The organism is [Mycobacterium] fortunisiensis, from assembly GCF_019050325.1.
GTDB classification, from domain to species: Bacteria; Actinomycetota; Actinomycetes; order Mycobacteriales; family Mycobacteriaceae; genus Mycobacterium; species Mycobacterium fortunisiensis.
In genome coordinates this window covers 1-26,335 of the sequence record NZ_VOMB01000010.1, presented here as the reverse complement: position 1 = coordinate 26,335, position 26,335 = coordinate 1, and the positions used below count along the sequence as shown (strand labels likewise).

At 65.6% G+C, this 26,335-nt stretch carries 20 protein-coding genes and 1 pseudogene; 12 read left to right on the top strand and 9 right to left on the bottom strand.

Translation table 11 applies throughout. The features are described from left to right. Positions 1-35: 35 nt before the first annotated feature. The 3 genes from FR943_RS06780 to FR943_RS06770 all read left to right on the top strand — a co-directional run bounded on the left by FR943_RS06780 (position 36) and on the right by FR943_RS06770 (position 3,351). Positions 36-998: an ADP-ribosylglycohydrolase family protein gene (locus tag FR943_RS06780; RefSeq protein ID WP_217155599.1), complete on the top strand. Its 963-nt coding sequence runs from the start codon at positions 36-38 to the stop codon at positions 996-998. Positions 999-1,090: 92 nt separating this feature from the next. Continuing rightward, the gene (locus FR943_RS06775) at positions 1,091-3,079 is read left to right on the top strand and encodes an OPT family oligopeptide transporter (protein WP_217155598.1); all 1,989 of its coding nucleotides are present in this window, start codon (positions 1,091-1,093) and stop codon (positions 3,077-3,079) included. Positions 3,080-3,147: 68 nt separating this feature from the next. Beyond that, a complete protein-coding gene (locus FR943_RS06770) occupies positions 3,148-3,351 on the top strand; it encodes a hypothetical protein (protein ID WP_217155597.1) in 204 nt (67 codons plus the stop codon). A 137-nt stretch (positions 3,352-3,488) separates the two neighbouring features. Here FR943_RS06770 and FR943_RS06765 read toward each other — a convergent pair whose 3' ends face one another. The 3 genes from FR943_RS06765 to FR943_RS06755 all read right to left on the bottom strand — a co-directional run bounded on the left by FR943_RS06765 (position 3,489) and on the right by FR943_RS06755 (position 6,858). Continuing rightward, complete coding sequence (locus FR943_RS06765; protein WP_217155596.1) at positions 3,489-3,704, bottom strand: antitoxin; 216 nt, start codon at positions 3,702-3,704, stop codon at positions 3,489-3,491. A 62-nt stretch (positions 3,705-3,766) separates the two neighbouring features. Beyond that, positions 3,767-4,909, bottom strand: a complete 1,143-nt coding sequence (locus FR943_RS06760) for a hypothetical protein (protein WP_217155595.1) — start codon at positions 4,907-4,909, stop codon at positions 3,767-3,769. A 191-nt stretch (positions 4,910-5,100) separates the two neighbouring features. Further along, complete coding sequence (locus tag FR943_RS06755; protein ID WP_217155594.1) at positions 5,101-6,858, bottom strand: DUF6398 domain-containing protein; 1,758 nt, start codon at positions 6,856-6,858, stop codon at positions 5,101-5,103. A 130-nt stretch (positions 6,859-6,988) separates the two neighbouring features. Between FR943_RS06755 and FR943_RS06750 the strand changes: the two genes are divergently transcribed. The 3 genes from FR943_RS06750 to FR943_RS06740 all read left to right on the top strand — a co-directional run bounded on the left by FR943_RS06750 (position 6,989) and on the right by FR943_RS06740 (position 15,926). Continuing rightward, a complete protein-coding gene (locus FR943_RS06750) occupies positions 6,989-10,843 on the top strand; it encodes a hypothetical protein (protein WP_217155593.1) in 3,855 nt (1,284 codons plus the stop codon). 11 nt (positions 10,844-10,854) lie between these two features. Then, positions 10,855-15,123, top strand: a complete 4,269-nt coding sequence (locus FR943_RS06745; RefSeq protein WP_217155592.1) for a hypothetical protein — start codon at positions 10,855-10,857, stop codon at positions 15,121-15,123. A gap of 104 nt (positions 15,124-15,227) precedes the next feature. Further along, positions 15,228-15,926, top strand: coding sequence for an endonuclease/exonuclease/phosphatase family protein (locus FR943_RS06740; RefSeq protein ID WP_217155591.1), 699 nt, complete (start codon positions 15,228-15,230; stop codon positions 15,924-15,926). Positions 15,927-16,304: 378 nt separating this feature from the next. Here the strand turns inward: FR943_RS06740 and FR943_RS06735 are convergent, their stop codons facing one another. Further along, positions 16,305-17,813: a transposase gene (locus FR943_RS06735; protein WP_504970597.1), complete on the bottom strand. Its 1,509-nt coding sequence runs from the start codon at positions 17,811-17,813 to the stop codon at positions 16,305-16,307. 50 nt (positions 17,814-17,863) lie between these two features. On the opposite strand from FR943_RS06735, the gene FR943_RS06730 reads away from it, so the two are divergent. The 3 genes and pseudogenes from FR943_RS06730 to FR943_RS06720 all read left to right on the top strand — a co-directional run. Next, positions 17,864-19,219, top strand: coding sequence for an IS256 family transposase (locus tag FR943_RS06730; protein WP_217155589.1), 1,356 nt, complete (start codon positions 17,864-17,866; stop codon positions 19,217-19,219). A gap of 407 nt (positions 19,220-19,626) precedes the next feature. Then, the gene (locus FR943_RS06725; RefSeq protein ID WP_246584896.1) at positions 19,627-19,875 is read left to right on the top strand and encodes a hypothetical protein; all 249 of its coding nucleotides are present in this window, start codon (positions 19,627-19,629) and stop codon (positions 19,873-19,875) included. Positions 19,876-19,878: 3 nt separating this feature from the next. Continuing rightward, positions 19,879-20,340 (top strand): annotated as a pseudogene (locus tag FR943_RS06720) (hypothetical protein); the annotation flags it as partial. A gap of 35 nt (positions 20,341-20,375) precedes the next feature. Here the strand turns inward: FR943_RS06720 and FR943_RS06715 are convergent. From FR943_RS06715 to FR943_RS06695, 5 genes are all read right to left on the bottom strand, one after another. Further along, positions 20,376-21,323 (bottom strand): RNase H family protein, encoded by a 948-nt coding sequence (locus FR943_RS06715; protein ID WP_217155587.1) that lies wholly within the window; start codon positions 21,321-21,323, stop codon positions 20,376-20,378. A 99-nt stretch (positions 21,324-21,422) separates the two neighbouring features. Continuing rightward, a complete protein-coding gene (locus FR943_RS06710; protein WP_217155586.1) occupies positions 21,423-22,196 on the bottom strand; it encodes a hypothetical protein in 774 nt (257 codons plus the stop codon). A gap of 32 nt (positions 22,197-22,228) precedes the next feature. Next, positions 22,229-22,873: a vWA domain-containing protein gene (locus tag FR943_RS06705; RefSeq protein WP_217155585.1), complete on the bottom strand. Its 645-nt coding sequence runs from the start codon at positions 22,871-22,873 to the stop codon at positions 22,229-22,231. Between the two features lie 20 nt (positions 22,874-22,893). Beyond that, positions 22,894-23,280 carry a hypothetical protein gene (locus tag FR943_RS06700; protein ID WP_217155584.1) on the bottom strand — a complete coding sequence of 129 codons (387 nt, stop codon included), beginning with the start codon at positions 23,278-23,280 and terminating at the stop codon, positions 22,894-22,896. Between the two features lie 61 nt (positions 23,281-23,341). Further along, the gene (locus FR943_RS06695) at positions 23,342-23,734 is read right to left on the bottom strand and encodes a hypothetical protein (RefSeq protein WP_217155583.1); all 393 of its coding nucleotides are present in this window, start codon (positions 23,732-23,734) and stop codon (positions 23,342-23,344) included. A gap of 213 nt (positions 23,735-23,947) precedes the next feature. Between FR943_RS06695 and FR943_RS06690 the strand changes: the two genes are divergently transcribed. The 3 genes from FR943_RS06690 to FR943_RS06680 are packed head-to-tail and all read left to right on the top strand — an operon-like array spanning position 23,948 to position 25,833. Further along, positions 23,948-24,454: a hypothetical protein gene (locus tag FR943_RS06690; protein ID WP_217155582.1), complete on the top strand. Its 507-nt coding sequence runs from the start codon at positions 23,948-23,950 to the stop codon at positions 24,452-24,454. Continuing rightward, positions 24,420-24,833: a type II toxin-antitoxin system RelB family anti-toxin gene (locus FR943_RS06685; RefSeq protein WP_217155581.1), complete on the top strand. Its 414-nt coding sequence runs from the start codon at positions 24,420-24,422 to the stop codon at positions 24,831-24,833. The genes FR943_RS06690 and FR943_RS06685 overlap by 35 nt, the downstream gene beginning before the upstream one ends. Next, positions 24,826-25,833 (top strand): hypothetical protein, encoded by a 1,008-nt coding sequence (locus FR943_RS06680; protein ID WP_217155580.1) that lies wholly within the window; start codon positions 24,826-24,828, stop codon positions 25,831-25,833. Before FR943_RS06685 ends, FR943_RS06680 begins: the two co-directional genes overlap by 8 nt. The last annotated feature ends 502 nt before the right edge of the window (positions 25,834-26,335 follow it).

Here is a 26,335-nt window from a genome sequence, read left to right as displayed (position 1 = left end):
TAGCGCTTAGGTGCGCAAAATAGAGGAGGGCACCGATGCCATCACGAAATGATCGGGTCGAGGGAGTACTGCTGGGCACCGCTGCCGGCGACGCGCTGGGCGCTCCGTATGAGTTCGAGCCGCCCCGCGGGCCCGAGCTGACGGTGGAGATGGCCGGTGGCGGCGCCTGGGAGCCCGGGGAATGGACCGATGACACCGCGATGGCGATTGCGATCGCCGAAGTCGCCGCCGGCGGAGCGGATCTGCGCGACGCGGCCGCGCAGGATGCAATCGTCGCCCGCTGGCACGAATGGTCGTTGGACGCCAAGGATGTCGGCATCCAGACCCGCTCGGTGCTCAACACCGCCGCCCGAGACGGCTCCCCGACCGCCGCGGGCACGCGTGCCGCATCGGCGCGGCTGCACGAACAAACCGGGCGCTCGGCCGGCAACGGGTCCTTGATGCGCACGGCGCCGGTGGCGGTGGCCTATCTCGACGACGAGCACGCCATGGTCGAGGCCGCGCGGGCGATCAGTGAGCTCACGCACTACGACCCGGAAGCCGCCGACGCGGCGGTGCTGTGGTGCTGCGCGATCCGGCACGCGGTGCTGACCACCGAGCTGGATGTTCGAATCGGGTTGCCGCACATCGACTCTGAACGTCGGGCCCTGTGGTCGCAGCGCATCGAGCATGCCGAGGCCACCCGCCCGGCCGACATTCCCAACAACGGCTGGGCGGTGGCGGCGCTGCAGGCCGCCTGGTCGGCGATCGTCACCACGGCGGCCGACGGCGGCGGGCCCGAGCACCTGCGCCGCGGTCTGGATGCGGCGGTGCGCGCCGGCTATGACACCGACACCGTGGCCGCGATCGCCGGCGGGCTACTGGGTGGGGCCTACGGCGCCTCGGCGGTTCCGCAGCAGTGGGGAAATCAGTTGCACGGCTGGCCCGGCATCACCGGCCGCGACCTGGCAGGGTTGGCGACCGCGATTCACACCAAGGGGCCGAGCGGCCACTTGTGACACGCCGTTTCGGGGTGAGCGTGCGATAACTGGCCGCTCAACGGGCGGCCCGGCTTACCGTTAGCAGCAACTGCTGCCGAGAGGATGCCGAGTTGGTCGTTGAGAGCTCCGCCAACCCCGCCACGCCGACGCTGCGTGAGCTCACCGTCCGCGGCATCCTGCTCGGTGGCGCGATCACGCTGGTGTTCACCGCCGCCAACGTCTACCTCGGTCTCAAAGTCGGGTTGACCTTCGCCACCGCGATTCCGGCGGCGGTGATCTCGATGGCGATCCTGCGCAACTTCGCCAACCACTCGATCGTGGAGAACAACATCGTGCAGACTGTCGCCTCGGCGGCCGGCACACTCTCGGCGATCATCTTCGTGCTGCCCGGGCTGATCATGATCGGCTGGTGGACCGGCTTTCCGTATTGGATGACCGCGGCGGTGTGCGCGGTGGGCGGCATTCTCGGCGTGATGTATTCGATCCCGCTGCGCCGGGCCCTGGTGACCGGCTCGGACCTGCCCTATCCCGAAGGGGTGGCAGCCGCCGAGGTGCTCAAGGTCGGTGACAGCAGCGGCGGCGCGGCCGAGAACCGCGTCGGTATCCGGATCATCGCGTTCGGCGCCCTGGTGTCGGCCGGGTTCGGGTTGCTGGCCAATCTCAAAGTGCTGGCCAACTATGTGGCGGCGTACTTCCGGATCGGTTCGGGCGGTTCGATGTTCGGCGCCAGCCTGTCGCTGGCGTTGATCGGGGTGGGACATCTGGTCGGGATGACCGTCGGGATCGCGATGCTCGTCGGGTTGGTCATCTCGTTCGGGGTGCTGCTGCCGATCCGGACCATCGGGTCCTTCGGCGCCGACGCGTCGGTGGCCGACGCGATCGACGGGGTGTTCGTGCACGAGGTGCGGTTCATCGGTGCCGGGGCGATCGCGGTGGCCGCGGTGTGGACACTGCTGAAGATCCTGCGTCCCATCATCAAAGGCATCACCGAGGCGCTGGCGTCGGCCCGCAACCGTCGGGAAGGCCAGCTCGTCGACATCACCGAGCGGGACATCCCGTTCCCGCTCGTCGCCGGCGTCGTGGCCGCGATGCTGATCCCGATTGCGGTGCTGCTGTGGGATTTCAGCCACGGCACCGCGTTGCACGGCAGTTCGGCCGGGATCATCGTGGCCAGTGTGGTGTTCATCTTTCTGATCGGATTGGTGATCGCGGCGGTGTGCGGCTACATGGCCGGTCTGATCGGGTCGTCGAACAGCCCGATTTCCGGGGTGGGCATCCTGACGGTGCTCATCGCCGCGCTGGTGATCAAGCTGGTGTACGGCGGTGCCGATGAGGGGCAGTCGACCGCGTTGGTGGCGTTCACCCTGTTCGTCGCGGCGGTCACGTTCGGGGTGGCGACCATCTCCAACGACAACCTGCAGGACCTCAAGACCGGCCAGCTGGTCGGTGCCACGCCGTGGAAACAGCAGGTGGCGTTGGTGATCGGGGTGTTGTTCGGCTCGGCGATCATCCCGCCGGTGCTCGACCTGATGCAACGTGCGTTCGGGTTCCTCGGCGCACCCGGGGCCGGTGACCACGCCCTGGCCGCACCGCAGGCGGCGCTGATCTCCTCGTTGACCAAAGGGGTTTTCGGCGGATCGCTGGACTGGTCGCTGATCGGATTGGGCGCGGCGATCGGTGTGGTGATCGTCGTTGTCGACGAAATCCTCGCCCGCACTTCACGATTCTCACTACCGCCGCTGGCTGTGGGGATGGGCATGTACCTGCCGATGAGCCTGACGTTGATCATCCCGCTCGGTTCGGTGCTGGGGTACTTCTACAACCGGTGGGCGGATCGCACCGGTGGTTCCGCGGCCGGCACCGAACGCCGGAAACGGCTCGGCGTGCTGCTGGCGACCGGCATGATCGTCGGCGAAAGCCTCTACGGCGTGGTGTTCGCCGGTTTCGTCGCCGGCACCGGCAGCGACGATCCGTTTGCGATCTTCAACAACGACGGGACGTTGGCCGAGGTTCTCGGGATCGTGGGGTTCGCGGCTGTGTTGGCGTGGCTGTACAAGCGGACGCAGCAGATTTCGGGGCGTGAGCTGGTGCGGGAGTGAGGCATCGGGCCCGCGCAACCCGGACTACGGCCCGCACTCATCCGACTTATCTCCACTAAGTCAGATCAGTGCTCATTTTGTCTGCTGACGACGCGGTCGCTCTGGTCGACGCGCCGCGCAGCAGCGTGTTCGACGCCATCGGCCGGCTGCGCGGCGCCGGTGTTCTCCGCGGGTTGACCGATCGGAAACGAGACCAGATCTGGGGTGCCGGTTTCGTGCTCGACGAGCTGGAGGATCTCGGGCTGCGGATTGCTGCCGCAGTGCGCGGGTAATCAGCCGCCGCGCCGGTGACGCGCCGCTTACGGAAGGCGCGCGTCAGTGGCAGCCTCGCAATGAAGTCGGGAGCGAGACACTGTGACGAATACGCAGATCTTACTGGCGTTCTCGGCCGCCGACGCATCGACGACGATCACCTGCGTTCTGACCCCAACTGCTCGACGATGGACCGCGTCGGGATGTCCAGATCGGGCAGCGTAGCGACCAACGCCGCATTGTCGACTCGGCGAGTCGCGGCATCGAGTTCACGAATCGCAATGGCGGTCACCGACGTGCTCGCCGCGCGTGCCATCCGCTCCAGGCGATCCATGACGTCGTCGGGGACGTTACGCAGATGCAGGGTTCGCACACTCCAACTGTAAGCAGGTTGTTTGTATTCTGGTCGCAATTCTGCTTGCATCAGCTGTGTCCCTAGCCGGCATCGTCGAGATCCCAACGCTCCGCCTGCCTCAAGATCGCCCGCTTGTAGCTAGACCGCAGCTTGTCGATCGTAGCGATCGTTCGAGCGGTCAAATCGTCGTGAATCCCGCTCTGCGCGTGGGCGTACGGGATGAAGGCGCGCAGTAGATCCGGCGCATCCAACACGATCTCCAAAGGACCGTAAACGTCGTCAAGGCACGGGCTTCCGATCGTGCGTTCAACGCGGATCTCGCTCCACCGCAGCGGATCACCACAACCAGTCTCGAAAAGCGCAAGCAACAAGTCCCGGTGGCCGGGGTCGGCGAATGGTGCTGCCGCATCGGTGGCGAAGAACCTGTCACACAACTGCCCGGCTGCCATCCAGTCTGTTGGTGGCCGGTGCGCACCGCCTTCGGGCAGCTGCCCTACGAGCCACTGGATCAGCGGCTGCGATTGCGGCCAGCTTTCGGTAACCCGGGTGAAAGTCGACTCTGCGAGGGCATCCTCGATCCACGTCCGGGCATCGGCCGGCGTCATCTCGACAACATAGGTGTCACCGCTGGATTCAGCCGCCCGCGCAAGAACCTTGTCGATCGGCTCGAATACAACGGCAGCGTCGATGACGTCAGACAGCGCGTTGTGGTCGATCAGAACGGCCGCGGTCAGCTCATATTGGTCGTTGAGGCGCGCACCGATCATGAGCTCGTCGGCGTCGCCGAGCACGTCGGCTACGCGCACCGCACGGTATACCTCAATCTGCGGAAGCGCCGTGATCCATTGCGGCAGAGAGTCATCGCGTTTGGAGACCGCTTCTCGGCATCGCAGCGCCAACTCCGGGTCGTCGAGGAGGAGTTCGGTGAGCACAGCCAGCAGTTCCGTCGTCTCCCGATTCCGCTCACCGATCATGCCGGCGACGAACCGATCCAGAAAGCCGGCGTCCGGTTCCACCTTCGGCCAGGCCAGTGGGTCTGGCTTGGTCCGATGGATCAGATAGCCGGCGATGGCGAGCAGGCTGAGGGGATGTCTGCCCTTACCCACCTTGAGGATCGCGTCTTTGAAGGTCGTGTCGGGACGAGATTCCAGGTCGCGTTTCTTCGCACGCCGCACGTCACGACGAGCCTGTTTGGCCTTACGCTCACGTCGTTTGTCTCCCATAGGCGGAGGCTACTCAGGGGCTCTGACATGTCCGGCGGCGTCGCGCTTCCACATGCCCTGCGCAAACGCTGTGACGAATGTGCAGCCTTTGGTGGTATTTTGGCAAGATTGTCCCGAAAGGCTGCACATTCGTCACAGTGCCGTCCGCGCAGTCCTGTCCGCACCGACTGCAGAAACCTGCAAAAACCCGTTCAGTCGTCCGACGCGATCTGCTCCCGTAGCTCGTCGCGCCGCCGGATGATCTGTTCGCGACGCTCGGCGGTCAGATAGTCGGGTGAGCCGAGCTCCACGTCGTAGCCGTGGCTCGGGAAGTCTGCCGCCCGCAGCATGACCTCCCCGCGTTGCGACGGGCTGCCCTTGATGTCGAAATGCCGTGTGATGTCGGTAGATCGAAGGCGTTGGCGTCCGGCGGCCAGCTCGCATTGGCCGTTCGCCTTGCCGGCGATCCACACCACCGCCGCGGCCGCCGTGTCCGCGCGCGCTTTGCGCCGGAATACTGCCGGCCCCGTGGCAGCAACGCGGGCGAGCACCCGCCGAGCGATGGTGCGGTATTCGACGTCGAGCAACGCGTCACAGCAGCCGTCCGCCAATTCCAGCACTTCGGCCACCCGCGGCGTCACGTCGTCGGGAATGCCCGACCAGTCGAACGGCTCGTCGGGCAGCGGGACGGTGTCCAACTGGTCCAGCTGTTCTTCACCGCCCACCTGCCGAGCCAGGGTCTCCAGCTCCATCTCCTGGTACCAGTACGGCTCGTCGAACTCTCCGAGCGCGTCGAGCAACGCCGCGGGCCCCTGCGGCCGGGGCGAGCGGATTATCTTCTGATACTCCGGGGCGTAGTAATCGATCGCGGCCAGCGTCTGTTCGGTCAGGTCGGCACGTACGTCAGATTCGTTGTGCGCAAAGCACACAAAGGCCCGCAGCAGCTCCGGCGCCTCGGCCAGATATTCGGTGGGTGCGACGACCTTGCGGGGCAGCCAGTCCATGAACAGAATCTCGACCTGCACCCCGCTCCATCGCAGCGGATCGCCCGGGCCGTAGTCGGTGCCGTACCAGAGCAGAGACTCGAGTAGGCCGCGATGGTCGGCGTCGTCAAGCGAACGCCCCCACTGCGAGGCGAAGAATCGATCCGCCAACCGGTCTAGCTTTTTCGAATCCCATTGGGGCCGTTGATAGCCGGATCCACCTTCGGGCAAGCTGCGGATGATCCACTCGATCAGCGGACGACACCCGGGCCAGGATTCGGTTTCGATGGGTGGGTAGGTGATGGCACCGATCGCGATTGCCTCGTCGACCCAGGCACGTGCGTCGGCCAGGCTGAGCTCCTCCCATATCAGGTCGGGTTCGTCGGCGATGGTCTGATACTGGGCGAGGATGACGGCAATCGGTTCAGACACCACGAAGGCGTCCTTGACCAATTGGCCGAGGTTGTGATCGACGTAGACGACGAGGGTGAGCTCGTGGTCCCCGAGGCGCACCCCGATCATGATGTTGTCGCCGTCGCCGAGCACATGCGCCATCCGCACCGCTCGGTAGGCCGACGCCTCCGCCAGCCTCCTGATCCAGTGCGGACCGGCCTCGGGCCGGGTGGCCAGTTCACGACGGATGCGGGCATGCAGGAGCTCGTCGTCGCCGGCCAACTCGGCGACCACCGACAGCAGCGCGGTGGTTTCCGGGGTCGGGACGTCCATGAACATCGCGGCGAGTTCTTCGCGGGTCGGCCCATCCGGACCCTCACCCGCTGGGGCGAACGGATGGGTTTTGCCCCGGGGGTCGACGGCGGTCAGCAGGCTACTGACATAGCTGAGCAGGTGCAGCGGATCGGGGTCGACCAGAGCCGTGCGTATCTGCGTGAAGAGATCCGGCTCGGCGGCCTGGTGGCGCATCGAACGGTCGTCTCGGCGCGCCTTGCGATGCTTGGCCGCGCGGCGCTGGCGGTTCGATTTCGACATGGGATCGAGGCTAGTCGCCGTGGATCCAATTTCTGAGCGCAAACAATTCGAGTAGTGCACTACGCATGTGCGCCGGCGCCCGTGCCTGGACGATTTGAGCTGGGATCAGCGCAGGCGACAGGGGGCGGTCATGGCCGGACGAGACGATATATCGCCCATCCTGGAACGACGCCTCGGACAGCGGGTCACCCTGCGTCGGGTGGGCCGTCCCGTCGACCTGCCGAATCCGGCCGAGGCGTTGGCCCGCAGCCCGTCACCGGTCACCGTGCTGCGGACGGCTGACATGTTGTTGGTGCGCTTCTCGTTCCAGAACCTGCACCGCGTCCAGGTCGACGGGACGCTGGCCCTGGCCCGCCGCGATGACGCCCGGCCGGCGTTCCTCATCGCAGATTTCCCGCCCCAGCATCTGGTCGAGCAGGCTTTCTCCGAGCAAGGCCCGGCCGACCTCGTCGCGTCGCCGGAGCCACCGTACGGATTCGAATTCACTGACGAGGCCAAGGCGACGCCTCCCAACAAGGAGGTCACGCCGCTCGCTCCGCCGGTGCTGGCCTCGCTGAGCGCGCACTCCCGGCTCGCGTTCATGGTGGCCGACGAAACCATTGCCTGGTCGCTCGACGGGCTGCTGGCAGCCATGAGCAGACTCCCGCTCAGCGTCGCCCCGCATGCCGAGAACCCGCTTCGCATCCTGATCCCGATCGGTGAGCAGATCGCGGATGCCATCACGACCGCACGGGTGCAGCAGGTCTTGCTGACCAATCAGGCGCAGGCTGTGCCGTCGGTGATCGGCGCCGTCGGTCGATCCGCGGCGACTGCCCGGGTCTTGGACCATCGGCTCGGCAAACAGATCAGTGCCCGAGTCACCGCGACATCGCGGCTGGCCGTCGACCTCGGGATCTCCGCGCAGATCACGGCCCGGCCGACGGTGCTGCTGCGTCCCCCGGCCCCGCGGGCGCCGACGTCGACCGAGACCGCGATCGAATTGCCCTGGCGCCTGCAACTTTCGCCCCACCACGGCGGCGGCTTCGCCCACACCGAGGCCCCGGTCGAGCACGACGGACGAATCGAGTTGTGGCACAGCCGCCTCGGCGTGCGTACCACCACCGACGCCGACGGTATCTGCATCGATGAGGAGAACTCCGAGGACCGCACCGTGCGCGCCATCTGGGCCCGCGACATCGACCATCCACCGCACGACGGGAACTGGGATGTGATGGGCGGATCCGACGATCCTTCGTTCACGAAATCGCTGACCTCCAGGGATCGCCGGATGCTGGTCCATGAAACGTCGGACTTCACCCTGAAGAGCAAGCGGCGGCCGTGGGATCCGCCCGCGGTCGACGTCGACCTGCTCATGCTGTCCGCCCTCGGGGGATGGCTGCGCTCCGAGTTCAGCACCGACACCCTGCCCAACGGCGATTTCTCGATCACCGAGTGGAAGCACCGCGCCGCGATGGGCCGCGACCACGAGGTGAAGGTGGTCTATGCCGGGTTCTTGTACCCGTTCGGTCATCCCGCGTCGCTGGTGAAGGTCACCGAGCGCAAGATTCAGCCCAATGCGCCGTTGCCCGGTCGCTATGCCTATCTGCGGCAGCGGTTCTTCATCGTGGTGCGCCAACAGACCATGACGTATCCCGAAGGCGAGAAGACCTGGCGCGACCCGAACGACCCGGACAACAACGAGATTCGTCTGGATCTGGCGATGCCGTTCTCGTCGGTCAGCATCCTCACCAGGATCACCCCCGACCTCAACGACCCGGAGCAGGAGGGCGGGTTGACCGGGGCGTTCTGCTTCTTCCCCACCGCCAACAACACCCCGTTCCCGTTCAAGATCCTGGCCACCGATCGGGAGAACCAGATCGTCGAGTACGGCGGTCCGCTGTTGTTCGTCGGGCGGGAGCGCAACGTCGACGAGGCGTCGCTGGCCGCGGTGCGGGCGGCCTACCTCAGCGCCGACCCCGCCAAGCGCATACATCACCTCGGCGGGCAGCGCGTCGCGTTTGCCGCCGCCACCGATCCCACCTCCGGAGCCAGTCTGGACACCACGTTGAGCGTCGACACATTGGAATTCGATGCCGCCCTGATCACGAAGGTCGCCGTGGAAAAGCAGGACCAGGCCCAGTTCTGGCCCATGCTGAGCAGCGCCGGTGTGGTGGTCCCGGCGATGAATGCGCTGGCCGGAGCGGCCGAGCCGGTGCTGATGAAGCAACCCGCGCATTACCGGGAGAACGGCTTCGCCGACAATCACACTCACGTGTTTCTCGAGGTCGTGAAGCCAAAAGACGCCGCCGCGGTCATGAGCTTCGCCCAACAGGCCGACCGCTCCGGCGGATTCGTGACGCCGAGCCTGGCGGTGACCGGGCTCTCCGGCAGCAAGGGACCGATCGGCGGGCTAATCGCCGAGGCCGTCAGCGGCTCCATGACCCCAGAGAATTTCTTCGGCGGTCTGGAGATCCCCGGGAAACTCTTTGGGGCGGTGGAGCTTTCCGACCTCTTGGCGGATATCGGGCTAACCCCGGAGAACATGCCGTCGTTCATCGCCAAGAGCGTCAACCAGGTCACCGGTTTCCTCGACGACCTGGCCCGGATCAGCGCCGTCGCCACCGATCTGCAAAACCGCTATGCCGCCGAGGCCGACGCCGGGCTGCAGGGCCTACTCACCGCCCTGGCCGATACCGGCAACCAGGCGCAGGCGGTCCTCACGGCCTTCGCCAAGATCTCCACGCTGGACGACGCCCAGTCAGCGATCCAACTGTTGAGAACCGATCTGGGCGAGCTGAACTCGACGATCGACGGCGCCTCGGCACTGCCGAACACAGTGCGGGTCCAGCTCACCGGAATCATCCAACGCCTGGGCGAATATGTCGGCCCCGGTAGCGACATCATCGAAGCCGCAAGCCAACTGATGAACGGCATGAGCCTGCCCGAGACGGTCCACGCCAAACTCACCTGGTCCACCCAGCTGGCGCCCTGGCCGCAGGATGCACCGCTGTTCCAACCCCGTCCCAAAGCCGGCGAAACGGATCTCGCCGCCCGGGCGACCCTGGACCTGTGTGTCGAAGTGCAGGCCGCGACGAAACCGGGCATCAAGCCCTCGGTGACGACGACGTGTTCGATCAGCCCGTTCAAACTGCAACTGCTCGGCGGCGAGGACTCGTTCATCGCACTGAACATCGACGTCATCGAGTTCACCGCCACCCCCGGCCGCAAGACCGACGTGCACATCGAACTCGCCAAACCCGGGGTGGAATTCGGCGGGCCGCTCTCCTTCGTCAACGTTCTGCGGTCATTGATTCCGCTCAACGGGTTCTCCGACCCGCCGTATCTGGACGTCGACGCCCAGGGCATCACGGCCGGCTTCGACCTGGCGTTGCCCGACATTCCGCTCGGGGTGATGAGCCTGTCCAACGTGTCGCTGGCCGCGCAGGCGAACATCCCGTTCATCGGTGACTCACTGGATTTCAGTTTCGGCTTCTGCACCCGGGAGAACCCGTTCCGGTTGACCGTGTGGCTGTTTGGCGGTGGCGGGTTCTTCGGAATCACCGTCGCGCCCCAGCAGTGCCGTATGTTGGAGGCGGCGTTCGAGTTCGGTGCGGCGGCCGCACTCGACTTCGGGGTGGCCAGCGGCACCGTCGACTGTATGGCCGGCATCTACTTCAAACTGCAGACCACCGCCGCCGGCGACGACAGTCAGCTCACCGGCTACTTCCGCCTGCACGGTGAAGTCGATGTGCTGGGCCTCATTTCGGTGTCGATCGAGCTGTACCTCGAACTCAACTATGACTTCGACACCAACACCGCCACGGGCCGGGCCACCCTCACCGTCGAGGTCGAGGTCGCGATGCTGTCGAAGAGCGTCGAGATCACCTGCGAGAAGAAGTTCAAAGGCTCCGACCGGGATCCCAGCTTCCGGGAGATGTTGGGCGTGCCATCCGCGGACGGCACGCGGGCCTGGGACGAATACTGCGACGCGTTCTGCCCGATCTGAGGAAACGAGCCATGGCCACCGAAAACGTCATCTGGACCCTGCTGCCCAACGGCGTCGACCGGGATGCGGATCAGTTGCGGTCCACCATCTTTGTCACACCGCGGCTGCGAACCGGCGGCGGCTGCGAACCGCTCGACGCGTTTCCGCTGTTTCGGCACTGGCCCGACACGGTGGCGAATTTGGAGTTCGTCGCCGAGGTGGACGGCGTGGGTACCTTCGATCTGACCCCGGATCCCGGGCCGCTGGGGGTACCGGACCCGCCGACGTGGGAGTTGCTGTTCGGCGGCCACGTCCATGTCGACGAACCCGTCGTGCAGGAGTTCGGCGACCGGCGGCTGTACTCCTATCCGGCCGATGCCGTTGCCCAGCAGGTGCTCTCGCTGTATGCAACGGTCGGGTCGCAGAATCCCACCGAGTTTCCGTCGGTGCAGGATCCGGTGCTGGGTGCGCTCGCCGACGACCTCGGCCGCATCGGGGACTATCGCTCCGGCGACCACGACATGATCGAGCGGATGTTCCACGGCCGCAATCATGTGCCGTGGGCCGTCCTCAACAGTGAGCCAAACGCCGTGCGGCAGAGGTCGTTTGTGCTGGCGAACCGGTTCTACGACCGTTATGACCGCGGGGAGCGGCTGCGGGGCCGCGACGACTACCACCCAGCCGCCGTCCCGACGCCACCACCGGACCGGCCGGGCCTCGACTTCCACTCCTACGTCGCCGCACTGGGCGACTATCCGGCGTTGCTGCGCCGGCTGGCGCTGGCCATCGACGTTCGGATGCCCGCCGACGCCGCACTCGCCGGCGAGCACCGGTATCGGCTGATCGTGCGCGGTGATGCCGTCGACTGGATGAACGCACCGACGGCGACGCCGTGGATGAACTACCAGTACTACGACCACCGGTTCTTCCTGCCCCGGCAGCGGCCCGGCGGGCGTACCGACATCCAGGACGGTCAACTGCTGCTGCAGTCGGATTTCTATGCCGTGCACCAGATCGACATCGACGGCTCGGCATTGAAGGCGACGAACACCGCCTCCACAATCGCCCGCCGGCGCGACCTGGTCAGCGAGCAGGGAGCGACGATGGCGTCGACCACGTCGTCGCTGCCGGCGTTGCGCGGCGGCGGGTTGACCATCGTCCGGCGCGATGCGGCGGCCCACGTGGCCAACCAGTTCAGTCAGACATCGGTGAATGCCGATGCCGAACGCAACGGCATATCCATGCAGCTGTGGGCTGACGACGTCATCCGTGGTTACCGGTACGACGCCGAGCGGGACGGCAATCGTGACTTCCGTTCGTTGGTCGAGCGGGTCGGAAGCTACCGCTATCACCGGGACAGCGGTGAGGTGGTGCCCCTCGACGTCTCTCCCGATGAAGGTTTCGTCAAGGGATCCTCGACCACCGCGGTGCCCGGCGACCAGGATCTGTATCTGCACGAGGCGGTGGCGTCCTGGTCCGGCTGGAGCATGGTCGCCCCACGACCGGGTGCCGGCCTGACACCGCAGGACGAAAAGAACGCGGGCCGATCGCCCCGTGAGCAGAACGAACTCGACGGCCGCGCCCCGCTCGACAAGGGCCTTCCGTTGGAGACGTCGTTCAGGGCGGCGCCGGGCTCGCTGCCCGCGCTGCGCTACGGCAGCTCCTACCGGCTGCGGGCCCGCACCGTGGATCTCGCCGGCAACAGCGTCAGCCGTGAAGTGATCGGCGACGAACACGCCAGCGCCCCCACAGTTTTCCACCGCTGGGAGCCGGTGCCCGCGCCGGCCGTGCTGCCGCGCCGGAAGTACGGCGAGGGTGAGTCGCAGCTGCGCATGGTCATTCGCAGCACCGACGGTGTGAATGTCGCCGACTATCTGGCGCTGCCCCGGGTCCAGGAGCTGGCCGATCACAACGTCACCGGCCTGCCCTACCTCGACCGTGACGACCGGTGGATCGTCGCGCCCAAGACCTCTCAACAGATGGCCGAGCTGCACGGGATGTTCGACGAGGCGATCGGCAGTGGGGATTCCGCCAAGATCCAACAGGCGTTCGAAATCGCCAGTCGTGAGTCCGGGGCGCTTCCGGAGGTGGTTGAGGCCGAGGCGCTCTCGTTGCCTTATCTGCCGGACGTGTCGAGTCGCGGGATCCGGTTCAACCGCTTCTTCCTCGATCCGGAGATCTATCGGCGGATCAACTGGCCCAGTGACACCGGGGCCTGGTGGGACCGTCAGCCGATCCGCCTTACCATCTCGGACGGGCCGGCGCCGGCGCCGGTGACGCCCGCGGGCAACTATGCCGGCCCGGTGTGGGACGAGGCCGGCCGGGTGTTGTCTGTCCACGTGCCGCAGGCCGAGATGTACACCGTGCGAATCAGTTCAGCCGTCGACGCGGCCGATCTCGAGCTGCAGGGCATGTACGAGTTGATTCTGGCCAACACCGTGCTGCCCGAAGACTGGAACGACCGCCGGCACGAGGCGCTGGAGAGCCGCAACTGGATGCTCACGCCGTGGATCGAGTTGACGGTGGTGCATGCCGTCGAGAAGCCGTTGGCCGATCCGGTGATCGCCGTCGAGGACGCCGGGATGCTGCGCAAGCGCGGTGAGACGTTCTGCGCGCTGGACGGGGTGATCGCCAACCACGCCAAGAGCACCGGCCGGTTGGATATCGAGGCGCAGTGGACCGAGCAGGTCGACGATGTGAAGCAGGATGCGCCCGAGGACGGCGTGAACGGGCTGGGGGTGCGCAACCTGAGCTCACATGTCGGCGATTTTCTCCTGGAAGCGTTCGAGGATTCCTGCCGTGTTGGCCGCGACGACGCGACGAACCCGACTGGGCAAGGCAATACGCATCAGCTTCGGCATGAGTTCGGCGACACCCGGCACCGCGTCGCGACCTATCACGCGGTGGCCACCACCCGGTTCCGCGAGTACTTCCCGCCCAAGGTGATCGACGGGACCGAAGACGGGCACTCGCTGATCCAGCGGTCCGGCCCGGAAACCCAACTCGTCGTGCCGAGTTCGCGTCGCCCCGATCCACCCGAGGTGGCCTATGTCATCCCGACCTTCCGCTGGACCGACGAACCCATGCCGGTCCGGACGAGTGGCGGGTTGGGCGCACAGATTCTGCTGGGGCAGCGGCGCATCCGGCACGGCGGTGGCCTGCGGGTGTACCTGCGCAGGCCGTGGTACTCGTCGGGTGACGGCGAGCTGCTCGGTGTCGTCCTGCAGAATCAGCCCTGGCTCACCTGGCCGTTGGATCAGCGTCTCGGGCTCGAGGTGGAGCTGGCGGACCAGCGCAGCGCCGACGATTTCGTCACCAAGGCGGCCGAACGCGGTGCGGTGAAGCTCGCCGGAGCGGCCGGCGCACCGTTGTCCGAGCGGCTGCTGCGCGGTGTGGGTGTGAGCGCCGCCCAGCTGCGCGGCGAGGTCGAGGGCGGACAAGCCAAGCTGCTCAGCGGTGTCGCGGCGACGCTGAGTCCGGTCATCGACATCCTGGCCGACGTGACGCAGTTCGGGGATCCGGAGACGTTGGTCACCCGGGTCGGCGCGGATCCGGTATTCGGCAGTGCCACACCGTCGGACGGGCCCTACATCCACCAGTTCCCGCTGCGCACCGCGGTGCGCAGCAATCTGGAGCTGGAAGAGACGAACAAGGCCAAGGTCACCGTTGTCGGTCACACGCCGAAATTCGATGCCGACCGCAAGCTCTGGTATTGCGACATCGAGCTCGACGCCGGGGCGTCCTACCAGCCGTTCGTCCGGTTGGGGTTGTGCCGGTATCAGCCGCATTCGATTGACGGACAGCATCTTTCCCGGGTGGTGATCGGCGAGTTCGCCCAGCTGCTGCCCGAACGCACCGCCACGGTCCGGCCGCTGCTGGGCGGCCGGACGTCGGTGTCCCTGCGCGGTCCGGCCGGCTTCGGTGAACTTGGTGCCGGTCGCACCCCGGCCGGCAGTATCGCCCTGACCCGACACGTGAGCGCCACGGTGCAACGGCTCGCTGACGGCGATGACCCGGACCTGGCATGGGCAACCGTGGGCGAGCCGATCTCGATGCCGCCGACCGTCGGCGCGGCCGGATTGGGTGACGTGTCCTGGTCGGGCACCCTGGGCGCATTCACCCGCGAGGACGGGTGGACCTACCGGGTATTGCTGCAGGAGTTCGAGATTCATCCCACCGACGACGGGGACACCGAGGATCCATTCGAAGCCGCGTGGCAGCTGCGCACCGGGTCAGTGGAGTTCCCGAACTTGCGGCCGGTCCGCCAGCGGCTGGTGTATGCGGACACGTTCGCGCTGTAGGCCGTGCGCCGCCGGTCGGTGCCGCGGCCAGGGCGGTTTGTCGGTGGCGTCGTTCATACTGTGCGGCTCGCTGGAGATCCCATGTCGAGCGAGAGGACACTCCGGTGACGAGAACCATTGCCACGCTGAATATCCGCCACGGCGGCAACAAGTCCGCCGATGCGCTCACCGCGCGGCTGCTGGGCTATGACGCCGAACTCCTCGTGGTGACGGAGTTCCGGGCCAACGACACCGGTGCCCTGCTGATCGCCGAACTCGAACGCGCCGGGTACGAGACCACTCATCCCGCGGCCGGCCCCACGCAGAACAGCGTGCTCATCGCGTCGCGCACGCCGATCGACCGCGCCGCCGCGTTCACCCGTGACCTGGACGCACGCCACCTGTGGTGCGCCGAGGTCGATGGCGTCATCGTGTGCGGGGTCTACCTGCCGCAGGCCCACGCGAAGCTGCCTTACTGGGAGGCGTTGATCGAGCGGGCCCGGGGCAGCGAAGTCGACCTGCTGATCGGCGACTTCAACACGGGCAACAACGATCTCGACAAAGATCCGAGGGGCACGAAGTTCGTCGGGCCGCAGATGCCGGGGCGGCTGATCGGCTCCGGATACATCGACGTGTGGCGCTCCCTGCATCCGACGGACCGCGAGTACTCGTGGTTCAGCCGGCCCGGCGACAACGGCTTCCGCCTCGACCACCTCTACGCCACCCCGGAGATCGCTCAGCGGGTCAAGGCATGCGAATTCGACCACGCGCCCAGGCTTGCCGGCGAGACGGATCATTCGGGGCTGGTGGCGGTGTTCGATTGAGCCCACCGAAGGCGGTTCCTCATCGACGACGAGGGTGGCGTTGCGGTCCGAATGGGCGTCGAAGGACAGATTTCCGATGACATGTTCGCCCGTCCTGGGATCGCGTCCGGCGCATCGGGCACTGGGACGATGTCACAGCCCGGCACTGTGACGAGTGTGCAGGCTATCCGGGATTTCTCCACGCTATTTGGCGGAAAGGCTACACGTTCGCCACAGCGCCGCGGGGAACTGTCCAGGTCGGCATCCACCTGTGGGCTTCGAGGAGGCTTAGGCGGCGGATTGCTGCTTGATAGTGACTGTTGCATTTTTGGCGCGACGGGTCGATCCTGCGGCATGGCTTCGGCCGTGTGAGGGGTTTGGCCTGTCAACGCCGGTGTTCTAGGTGGCCGGTTGTGCGTTGTGCAGGCGTAGCAGGTTGATGACGGTGGCTGCGAGGTGGAGTTCGGCGGTGACTGCCGGTAGTCCTCGGCGGGAGAAGCGGCGCAGTTTGATCTGGTCTTTGAGGTGGGCGAAGACGGGTTCGACGGTGGCTCCGCGACGTTTGTAGCGCTGCGCGTTGGCGGGGTTGCGCAGTCGGTGGCGCATGGCGTCTTTGGGGTCCAGCTCTGGTGGTGGGGGCCCGTCGGTGGGATTGTCGCGGGCCTCGGTGTGCAGGTCACGGTTCTTTCCCGGAGCGATGAGCCGCTCAGGCCCGGCGGCGGTGAGGTTTTCATCGGTGAAGTAGCCCGAATCCATGAGCACCAGGTCGATCTGTTTTCCCAGTGCACTGGCCTGCGTGGTGGCTTCGGTGATGGCCGGCAGGTAGCAGTGGGTGTCGTTGGCGTCCTGGCTGGTGTGCACGCCCAGGACGTAGTGATCATCGGTGACGGCGAACTGGGCGTTGTAGGCCTGCACCGATCCGCCACCTGAACCTTCGAGCATCAACCGGGAATCGGGATCGGTGATGTTGACCGGATCTGCCCACGTGCCGCGGGCGTGTGCCCGTCTGGCCCGAAGATGGCGCCGCTGGGCGGCCCTGCCGCGCAGGTCGGGCTGATAACCGGCGGCGATGTCGGCCCGGACCTTATCCAACGCCTTCTGCGCGGACTTGAGCTTGCAGCGGGCATCACGGCGGGTTTTAGCGGCGGCCGCGCCTTTGATGCCCTCGACCGACTCAATGAGATTGTGGGCACGTTGAATTCGCGCTTGGTGATAGCGCACCGGGTCGACATTTCCCGGTGGCCGACCGACCGGACCACCGGCTTCGACTCGCTTCAGATACTCCTGGGCATCCTGGAGATCGGCGGCATCGGCGTGCGCGTCGGCGTCGCGGCGGCGGTGCAGTTCTGCGACGGCTTTGGCGATGTTGGCCGCCCGACCACTATGACGGGCGAACTGTTCGGGCAGGCCATCGCTGCCCTCACCTGGCCGATCGTCTTCAGCGTCTTCGGCGGCATCGATGGCCGCCGCTTCGGACACGACGTTTTTGGCGATCTGCGCGCTGATCCGCTCGACCTCGCGCTGCACCGATTCCGGTGACCGGTTGGCTCCCCGGGACGCGTTCGCGGCGATCTTGCTGCCGTCGATGGCCACCACCCCGACTTTGACCATCCCCGCGGCCGAACACAATGCCAGGACCTGGGCGAACAGATCGGTAAACGCGTCGTGATGGGCGGCGCGGAACCGGGCGATCGAGGTGTGGTCAGGCGCGTCCTGGGCACACAGCACCCGAAACGCCACATGATCGCTGCAGAGCTGTTCGATGCGCCGCGAGGAACGTTGCCCGCTGGCGTAGGCAAAGATCAGTAACGCCAGCAGCATGTCCGGGTCATAGGCCCGCCGACCTGCCCGACCCAGCTTGCGGTTGGCGTGAAACGCCGTCGTATCCAACTGCTCGACGACCTCGATCAGGGGGTGTCAGATGGTCTGTGTAGGTCCTGACGGAAGGATCTCAGGACGTGACGACAGGCAAGGACATGGAGATGGCGTTGGCCGAGGCTGGTTCCACGGTGGAGATGGCCGAAGCGCTGCGGGCCTCGGGTGCTGTAGATGAATTGATGGCTCAGATCGACACCGGCGAGGTCGCGCTGACCGGTGAGGGCGGCTTGCTGCCCGGGCTGATCAAGCTGGCCCTGGAGCGTGGCTTGGCCGCCGAGCTGACTGATCATCTGGGCTATGAGAAGGGGGACCCGGCGGGCCGGGGGTTGCCCAATGCCCGCGACGGCACCTCGCCCAAGACGGTGGCCACCGAGGCCGGCCCGGTGCCCCTGGACGTGCCGCGGGACCGCGACGGCTCGTTCACCCCACGGCTGGTGCCCAAGGGGCAGCGCCGTACCGGCGGACTCGACGACATGATCATTTCGCTGTATGCCGGTGGAATGACGTTGCGCGACATTCAATTTCACCTCCAGTCGACGATCGGGACCGAGGTGTCGCATGAGACGATCTCCAAGATCGTCGATGAGATCTCCGATGAAGTTCTGGCATGGCAGCGCCGGCCGCTGGACCCGATCTACCCGGTGATCTACCTCGACGCGATCGTGGTCAAGGTCAAAGACGGTGGCCACACTCGTAACAAGGCCGCTCACATCGCCGTAGGCGTCGATATGGCCGGCGTCAAGCACGTTCTGGGGATCTGGGTCCAGCAGAACGAAGGAGCGGCGTTTTGGGCGTCGGTATGTGCTGATCTGGCCAACCGTGGCGTCAAAGACGTGCTCATCGTGTGCTGCGACGGGTTGACCGGGTTTCCCGAAGCGATCGCGGCGACCTGGTCACAAGCCGCGGTGCAAACGTGTGTGGTGCATCTGATCCGCAACGCGTTGCGGTTCGTGTCCTACAGCGACCGCAAAGCCGTGGCCGCCGCGCTCAAACCGATCTATACCGCACCCGACGCCGATGCTGCTCGCGCGGAATTGGATGCGTTCGCCGGGTCGGAGCTGGGGAAGAAAAACCCCACAGTGGCAATGGTTTTCGAACGGGCGTGGGAGCAGTTCATCCCGTTTCTGGCGTTCCCGCCCGAGCTGCGGCGGGTGATCTACACGACCAACTCGATCGAGTCATTGAACTACCAACTGCGCAAGGTCACCAAGAACCGCGGCCAGTTCCCCAACGACGCTGCGGTGGTCAAACTGCTGTGGCTGGCCATCTGCAATATCGAAGACAAACGCGCCGCCGAGCGCGCCAAGGAACGCGGTCAGAAACGCGGCCGAACAGCCCCCGGACGGCTCGTGGAAGGACAGGTGGTCACCAACTGGAAGAAAGCCCTCGAACAACTCGCTCTGGTCTACCCAGACCGCATCGAGCGGTATCTGTAAACACCACAACCGAACGTTTCAGTTAAAACGACCTACACAGAGAACTTGACACGCTCCTCGATCACAAACCAGACCAGGTGATCTTCGGGCAACCAGTCAATAATGTTGGGCGGCAACAAGAACTGCTGATCGCGAACCACTGGACGATACCCACGAGCCACACCCAAGTGTCTCGAGAACCACCCTCCAAGTCACGCAACCAGGCCGACTTCAGCCGCCAAATTCTGCAACAGTCACATAGTGGCCGCCATCCGCCGCACAGAGTGTGGCTAACCACTTCCGCCCGCGAGACCGGGCGCCACGAGCCCGCCGTATGCCGGCGCTGTCGGTCGCAACCTCGAAGCAAGGCGACCCATGTGCGCACACCCCGCACATAATTCTTGACAACTAGCAAGAAAAAAGTCATCATGGGCGATGACAACATAAGCGACATCATCGAGTGGGCGGAGTCGCAGGGCTGGACCATCGAGGTCGACAAGAACGGTTACCGCCGATTCTTCGACCTTCATGGCAACTACGTCGCGCGCTATCCGGCAACACCGAGCAATCCATACCGCCGGCGCCTGGACATGCTCACCGCAAGTCAAGAAAGCGGGACTTCCGTGGCCCGTACCGAACAAGAAAGAACAACGGGCGCAACGCAACAAGAAGGCTGAGCCATGACTGACGACTGGGCGATCACCTATACGTTCGAGGTTGGTCCTCCCGACGACATCCTCGACCAATGGGCCGATGACGTAGAGGCGTTCGACGGGACCGTCGCCCGCCGACCCGGTGTGGGTGTCGATGTCACGGTGTATGCCGACGGGCACCTCCCCATGCTGGAGGCGGCCGACAAGATGGCCGTCGAAGTGAAGAGCGTGATTCATGCTGAGCCGGTTGGTGTTTCGATCATGCGGGAATCGGTGCACAGGATGCGCGCGGAGGCCCCGACGATGCCGGAGCTGATGTCGGCCGCCGAAATTGCCGAAGAACTCGGCGTGGCGCGCCAGCGTGTCCATCAACTGCGTTCGATGGCGACATTTCCGGCCCCGCTGGCCGAGCTACGCGGCGGCGCGGTGTGGGACGCCGCAGCGGTACGGAAGTTCCACGCGGGGTGGCCGCGCAAGACCGGGCGGCCGCGGCGCAGCGAGCGGCAGTAGCTTCCCAGGAGCCGTCAGGTGCCGGAGCGACGGAACTCCGCCGCGAATGACTGGGCGATCCCGGCCGCACGGCGGTGGTACTCGGAGTCGTCGAGGTCCAGGTCCCCGCGGCGATAGCGTGAGCCCAGCCGCGCCAAAGCGTCAGCCCCCTCGTTTAGGGGCTCACCCCGATGCCCCGGCACCCACCGCACCTCGATGCGGTCACGCTCGAGGTAGATGCGACGCCGGGCGGCGTTGAGGCAGTGTTCCCCGCCGGACTCCTCCACCGGGTACCCGGCGGGCATCACCGCTGTGCCGCACTTCCATCGGTCGACCATCGCGACGGCAGGTTTGCTGTCGGACAGCACCACCACGTGATGACCGGGCAGCCCGCACACCGCGGCATGAATCGCCCGCAGCTCGGCCACCAACACCTTCTGGGCCCCGACGCGCTTGGAGGAGGTCCGGTAGCCGGCGAGTCCGTACTCCCCCGACGAGGCGAGCCAACCGAAGCCGGCGTATTTGCGCCGCACTGAGCCGTCGGTGGCCACGATGATCGGTCCGAGCTCCGGCGCCGGTGGTGACGTCGGAGGGGCCGTGTCGGTGAGGGCAGCCACGTGCGCGGCGGCGGCCTCGACCAGCGATCGGTCTTTGTGATCGGGACGTTCGATCCACCAGTGCTGTGCCGCCTCGGAGATCTGCCCGGCATAGCGCCACAGCGGGCTGCCGCTGGTCACGTTCACCACGAACCGGAATCGCGCGGGCCCGCGAAAGCGAGCGCGGACCGCATCGATGGCGTCCAGCACGGCAACTTCTGCGTTGGGCGCGGCCGTCACTGCGGAACAGGACCAGAGCTGCGTGAAGGCGACGTAGTGGTAGCCACGGTCGGTTTCTGCGACGGCGATGGCGACCGTCACCGCAGGTCGGGGCTTCGCGTACACGAGATCGCCGCGCGGCGGCCGTGCCTGCGGTACCACAGTCATGGGCTCACCCCCGGTCGGTTTCGTGTGAGGAGAGGATACGGCCGAGCACCGACATCGGCCCGGCGATCCGAGGCAGTTCCGGCGGGATCCTCGACGCGGCTATGCGGCACCGTCGTCACGGGCCCGCTGAATCTGGCTCTTGATCTCTCGGTAGGCCTGTACCCGCGCCATCACCGCGTCCACCGCCGAGTCGGCGCGAGTGGTGTCGGGGGTGGCCTCGATCCCGTACAGCATGGCGCTCAACTTCGCGTGCAGTTCGGCGCGCTGCTCGGCCACCTTGGCGTCCTCGCGTTCGGTGCGCAATGACTTGTCGATCAGTTGGGCTTCCTTGGCGCATTTGCCGATGAGCTCCACCCGCTCGATCGCCGCGCGTTCCAGGTTGGCTGCGGTGGTCTTGGCCTCGGCGAGGATCTTGCGGTCCTCGACACTGGGCTTGTCCAGCGCCGAGAGCTTGTCGGTCACCCCGCGCAGTGCGTACGCCTTCTCGAAGTTGGCCGTGATCGCATTGATGTCCGCGCTGAAGTCGACGTCTCCCAGCCATCCGGCGCGGGCCGCTTCTGACGCGGCGACCCGTTTCACGTCACTCAGGGCGGCTTCCACGAGTCCGGCGTTGCGCTTGCCGAGCGTGTCGATACGGCGCTGTTTCGCGGTGCGGATACGTTGTTCGCGTTGACGTTTGGCTTCTGCAGCCCGCGCCGCTTGTTCGGCCCGGTCCCGTTTCGCTGCCTCGTAACTGCGTTCCTCCAGCACGACGACGAGCTTGTAGCCGGCCCAGCTCACGACAACGATCGCGATGACGCCGCCGAGGGCGATCCAGACCGGCTTCGGCACCATGGCGATGAGCAGGATGACGAAGAAGATCAGGCCGCCCACGCCTGAGGAGTTCGGTTCGGGCGACGTCGCCGCTAGTCGTCGGCCAGCTCGGAGCGTTGCGCGTCGCTGAACTCGGGCATGATGGCGTCCGCGTCCATGATCTTGGCGCCGCGGTAGCGGCGGACGTTGTCGGACGCCGCGGCCCAGGCCTCGCGGGATTTCCCGCGTCCGTACGTGACGGACTGCTCGGCCTTGACACCCAGCTGCGAGCCGACCTCCACGGCGTCCTGGTCGGCACCCATGTAGAGGAACTCCCAGCCGTGCTCGTTGGTTTGTTGCTCGACAAGGGCTTTGATGGCCGGCCGACCCCACTCGTGGCTCGCGTTTTCGTGACCGTCGGTCATGATGGCCACGACGACCGTGCCCGGCTTCTCGTTCTCGGGCAACGCATCGATCTGCGTGGCGGTGTCGGTGATGAGCTTGCCCATCGAGTCCAGCAGCGCGGTGGAGCCGCGGGGCGACAGCTCCAACGACGACACCTCTTGCAGCGGGATTCCTTGGTAGACAACCTCGTACTCGTTGTCGAACTGCGCCAGGGTCACGACGCACTGGCCGTCGGCCTGCCGCTGCTCGGCGAGGAAGGCATCGAAGCCGCCGATGACGTCGGACTTGATCGATTGCATCGATCCCGACCGGTCGAGCAGGAACACGAGGTGGGTGAGGTTTGTGTTGGCCATGATGGTCCTTTCTGAAATTCCTAGGTGGGCTTTGATTTTCGGCGCGGTTTGAACCGCATCGGTTCGGGTGAGGCTGCCGGTGGCAGCGGGGTGCGGGCGTGCTTGTCGTTGCGGGCACGCTTGACGTCTTCGGCGGTGACACGGCTCCCCCCGGTTGCGTAGGGAGCCAGCCTGGCGGTGTTGGCCAGCCGTGGACCCACCGCGTTCTCGGTGAGGCCGGCATTCTTTCCGGCTGCCGCAAGCGACATTTCGTCGTCGACGACGGCCCGGGCCAGCTGCTCGTCGAGAAGCCGGCCGACGTCGGTCAGAACGAGACGCAGGTGTTGCAGGGCGTCGGCGGCGTTCTCGGCGGACTCCGCGTGGGCCAGATGCTTGCGAATCTGTTCGTAGGGGTTCGACTTGGACATGACCGACTATAGCGCAGAAATTGCGGACTCCGCAATAACTGCGGATTCGTTGTCGGCCGGTTCATGCCGGCGTGATCCTCTCGAGCACCGTCGGGCGGTTCTGCACAACCACCACATCGGGCAGCTGCGCGAGCAGCGCGCAGACGAACGCCGAACGCTTGACGTTGAGGTCGTTGAGCAGCTCGATCTGGCTCAGACTTCCGTTCTTGCACAATTGCTTCCAGGCCACGTCGAACATCCACGCCGGTACGCGTTGGGCGCCGGAGCCGCGGGCCCGTGACCGTTCGGTCTCCACCCACACGCCGGTGCGGTCGAACGCGGAGATCCAGTTGGGCCGCTTGATGCTGAGCGTCTCGATCACGTCGACGCCCTCAAGGGCGAGGGCGATCCGATCGAACAGGTCGTCGTCTAACTCGGCCGCGTAGATGCGGCCGTCCCGAGAATCGCGGATCATTGTTTTCCTGCCTTTCATCCTCGGTTGCGCTGCCCCGGGCTCAGGCCAGCCGGACAGAATGGCAGAGGCCACCGACAAGCTCTCGAGTTGCCGCTGAGCACCGATCCGTCGGCGCACCGCTGTCGGTCGCGAATGCCACCATCCCCCCGAGAGCTTGCGCATTCGGTTTAGCATTTACTAAACTTGAGGAGGGTAATGGACAGGCGGGCAATCGTGAAAGGACAGATTCACCAAGTGGACTGCGCAGTCTGTTCGGACGGCCGGTCACCTGCTGGGCTGTTCCTGGACGCCTTGAAAAAGGGAGCCTGGGACCGCACGGGACGGGCCGAACCGTCAGACGAGCAGATCGATGATTACCACTGGTTTCTCAACGCATTAAGACACTGGGCAAATACTGGCGAGCCGGTCTACCGGGATGCTGTCAAAGCCCTCGACGAGGGCGTTTGGGAGTTCCGCCACGGCGATAAGCGCCTCACGTTCTTCGACACCGACGGTAGCGGCGGCTACACACCGAAGCTACCGATCCAACGTCACGCTGAGGCCGATGCACCCGACAGCGAATTCTGGCAGATCCCCAACTTTGACCGCTTGATCCGGTTGGGCCACGCATTCACGAAGGTGGGCCAGAAAACCCCACAGCACGACCTCGCGGAATCGCAGAGAGTCAGAGAGGAGGACCTAGGCCATGACCGATCAGCCCGATCCGACGTTGATCGATGAGGAGCAGGCCACCGACGCCGGTGCGCAAGGGCTGGCCGCTGCCGCCCTGGCGAGCCAGACGATGAGACTTCTGCACGAGGCACTCGACGCCTCGGCCCTGGACCAGAAAGCTCTCGCCGAGAAGCTCGACGTCACGCAGGGACGCGTGTCACAGGTTCTCAACGGTGACGGCAATATGAAGATCGCGGCCGTGGCCCGCTACCTGTGTGCCCTCGGTTATGAAGCGCGAATCTCAGCGACACCACTGAAACCGGGCCTGCCTGAACTGCCACGTGAATCACGCCGCCGCCCGGCGTCGCCGACGCAACCGGCGGTCACCGAGAAGCGTTACGTGGCGCGCGTGCCGAAGCGTTCTCGTGTGAAGACCCGCAATGGCTGACGAGATCGAAACGGCCGCAGAGCTCATCAAGGTCGCAGAACTTCGGCAGGTTGTCATCCATGAACTCATCGGCAATCGCAATGCGACGGCCGACCTTCGTGCATTGGACTCACGGCCCGAGGAGTTGCATGCACCAGACACTCCTGACGATGAGGCCGCGGTGAATCTCTGCACGCGATTGGAAGATGAACAACTCGGTGTGCGATGTCGAATCGAAACCTGCAACGCCTATGGATCTTTCGTGGTCGAGGGAGAGGCCATCTTCTTTCTGCCGACACCAGTTTCGCGCGGCAAGCCCGAGATCGTACAAGAATTCACCGAGCAAGTCGGTGCCCTGGCTGTGTACCCCTACGTCAGGTCGGCAATAGCTTCGCTCGCCGCCCAGATGTCGATACCGGCGTCGCCGTTGCCGTTGCTTCACGCCGGAGATCTCACACTCACCGTCGAGGACGAGCCCATCGTCGAGGAGAAGCCCTCAGAGTTCTTGATGCACGGCATCGCAACAAGAACCAGCGACAACGGGGAAGAGGAGATTGCCGAGTTTTTCGTCGACGAGGAGTCGGGGCTTGTGTCGCGTTTCGGCGGAGAGGGACAGACGCCCGAGCTTGACGAACTGCTCGACGCGCTGGCAGCGCTCCCGCCTCCCCAGGAAGTAACAGTGGCCTGGATGGTGCGTGAATACGGAGAGTCCGCGGTACGCCAATCCGTGGAAGCTTTGCGGTCAACCGACGGGGATGCGGCCACCGACGCCGCCTTGGCCGAAATCGACGATGCAGTAGCGCAAATCGCAATGGAAGATGCCTTCAAGGTGTTGAGTCAAGCAGTCGATCTTCTCGGAGCTTCAATAGAAACGTCGCGCAACGCGGTGAACAGCGACGGCGACACCGGACCGGACGGCAGTGACGATTCGACGCCGTTGCTGGTGGCCGCAGAGCACGTTCGCGCCTGTTGGGAACAGGTGCAGGCCACAACCACGTTTGGAGAGGACCGGGAACCATGAACAGATCAGATCAGTCGTCAGACTCTCTCATCGCGGCATTGTCGGAGGCACGGATACCGGTTGAGAATCACGCCTTCATCCGCGACATGACCAATGCCGTCGGCATCAGCGGGTATCGCGTCGTTCACCACGTTGGCAAGTCGTATGTCGTTGCCACACGATGCGCCGGCGGTCGTGACCTACACATCGAGTACGGGGCTACGAACGGATTCGACTCCGAAGCGGAGGCCCTCCACATCGCCCCCAATGCGGTGGGCCGCGGGCCCAGCTCTCGAAAGGGAACGTGGTACGTCCTGCATCCGGTCAACCAGGCTCGGGTGGGAAGTGAACGCTCCCGCGATGTCCGACGCAAAGCGGCCCTGTGCGACTGCGGTATGGAGCTTTCACTGACGGGCGTTTGCGGCAGTTGCGACTAGAGAATGTCCGGCCTGGCTAGCTGTAACTCTCGGGGAGGTTGTGAACGGCGTGGCGCCGGTGAACAGGTGAGGGCCTCCGGTATCGG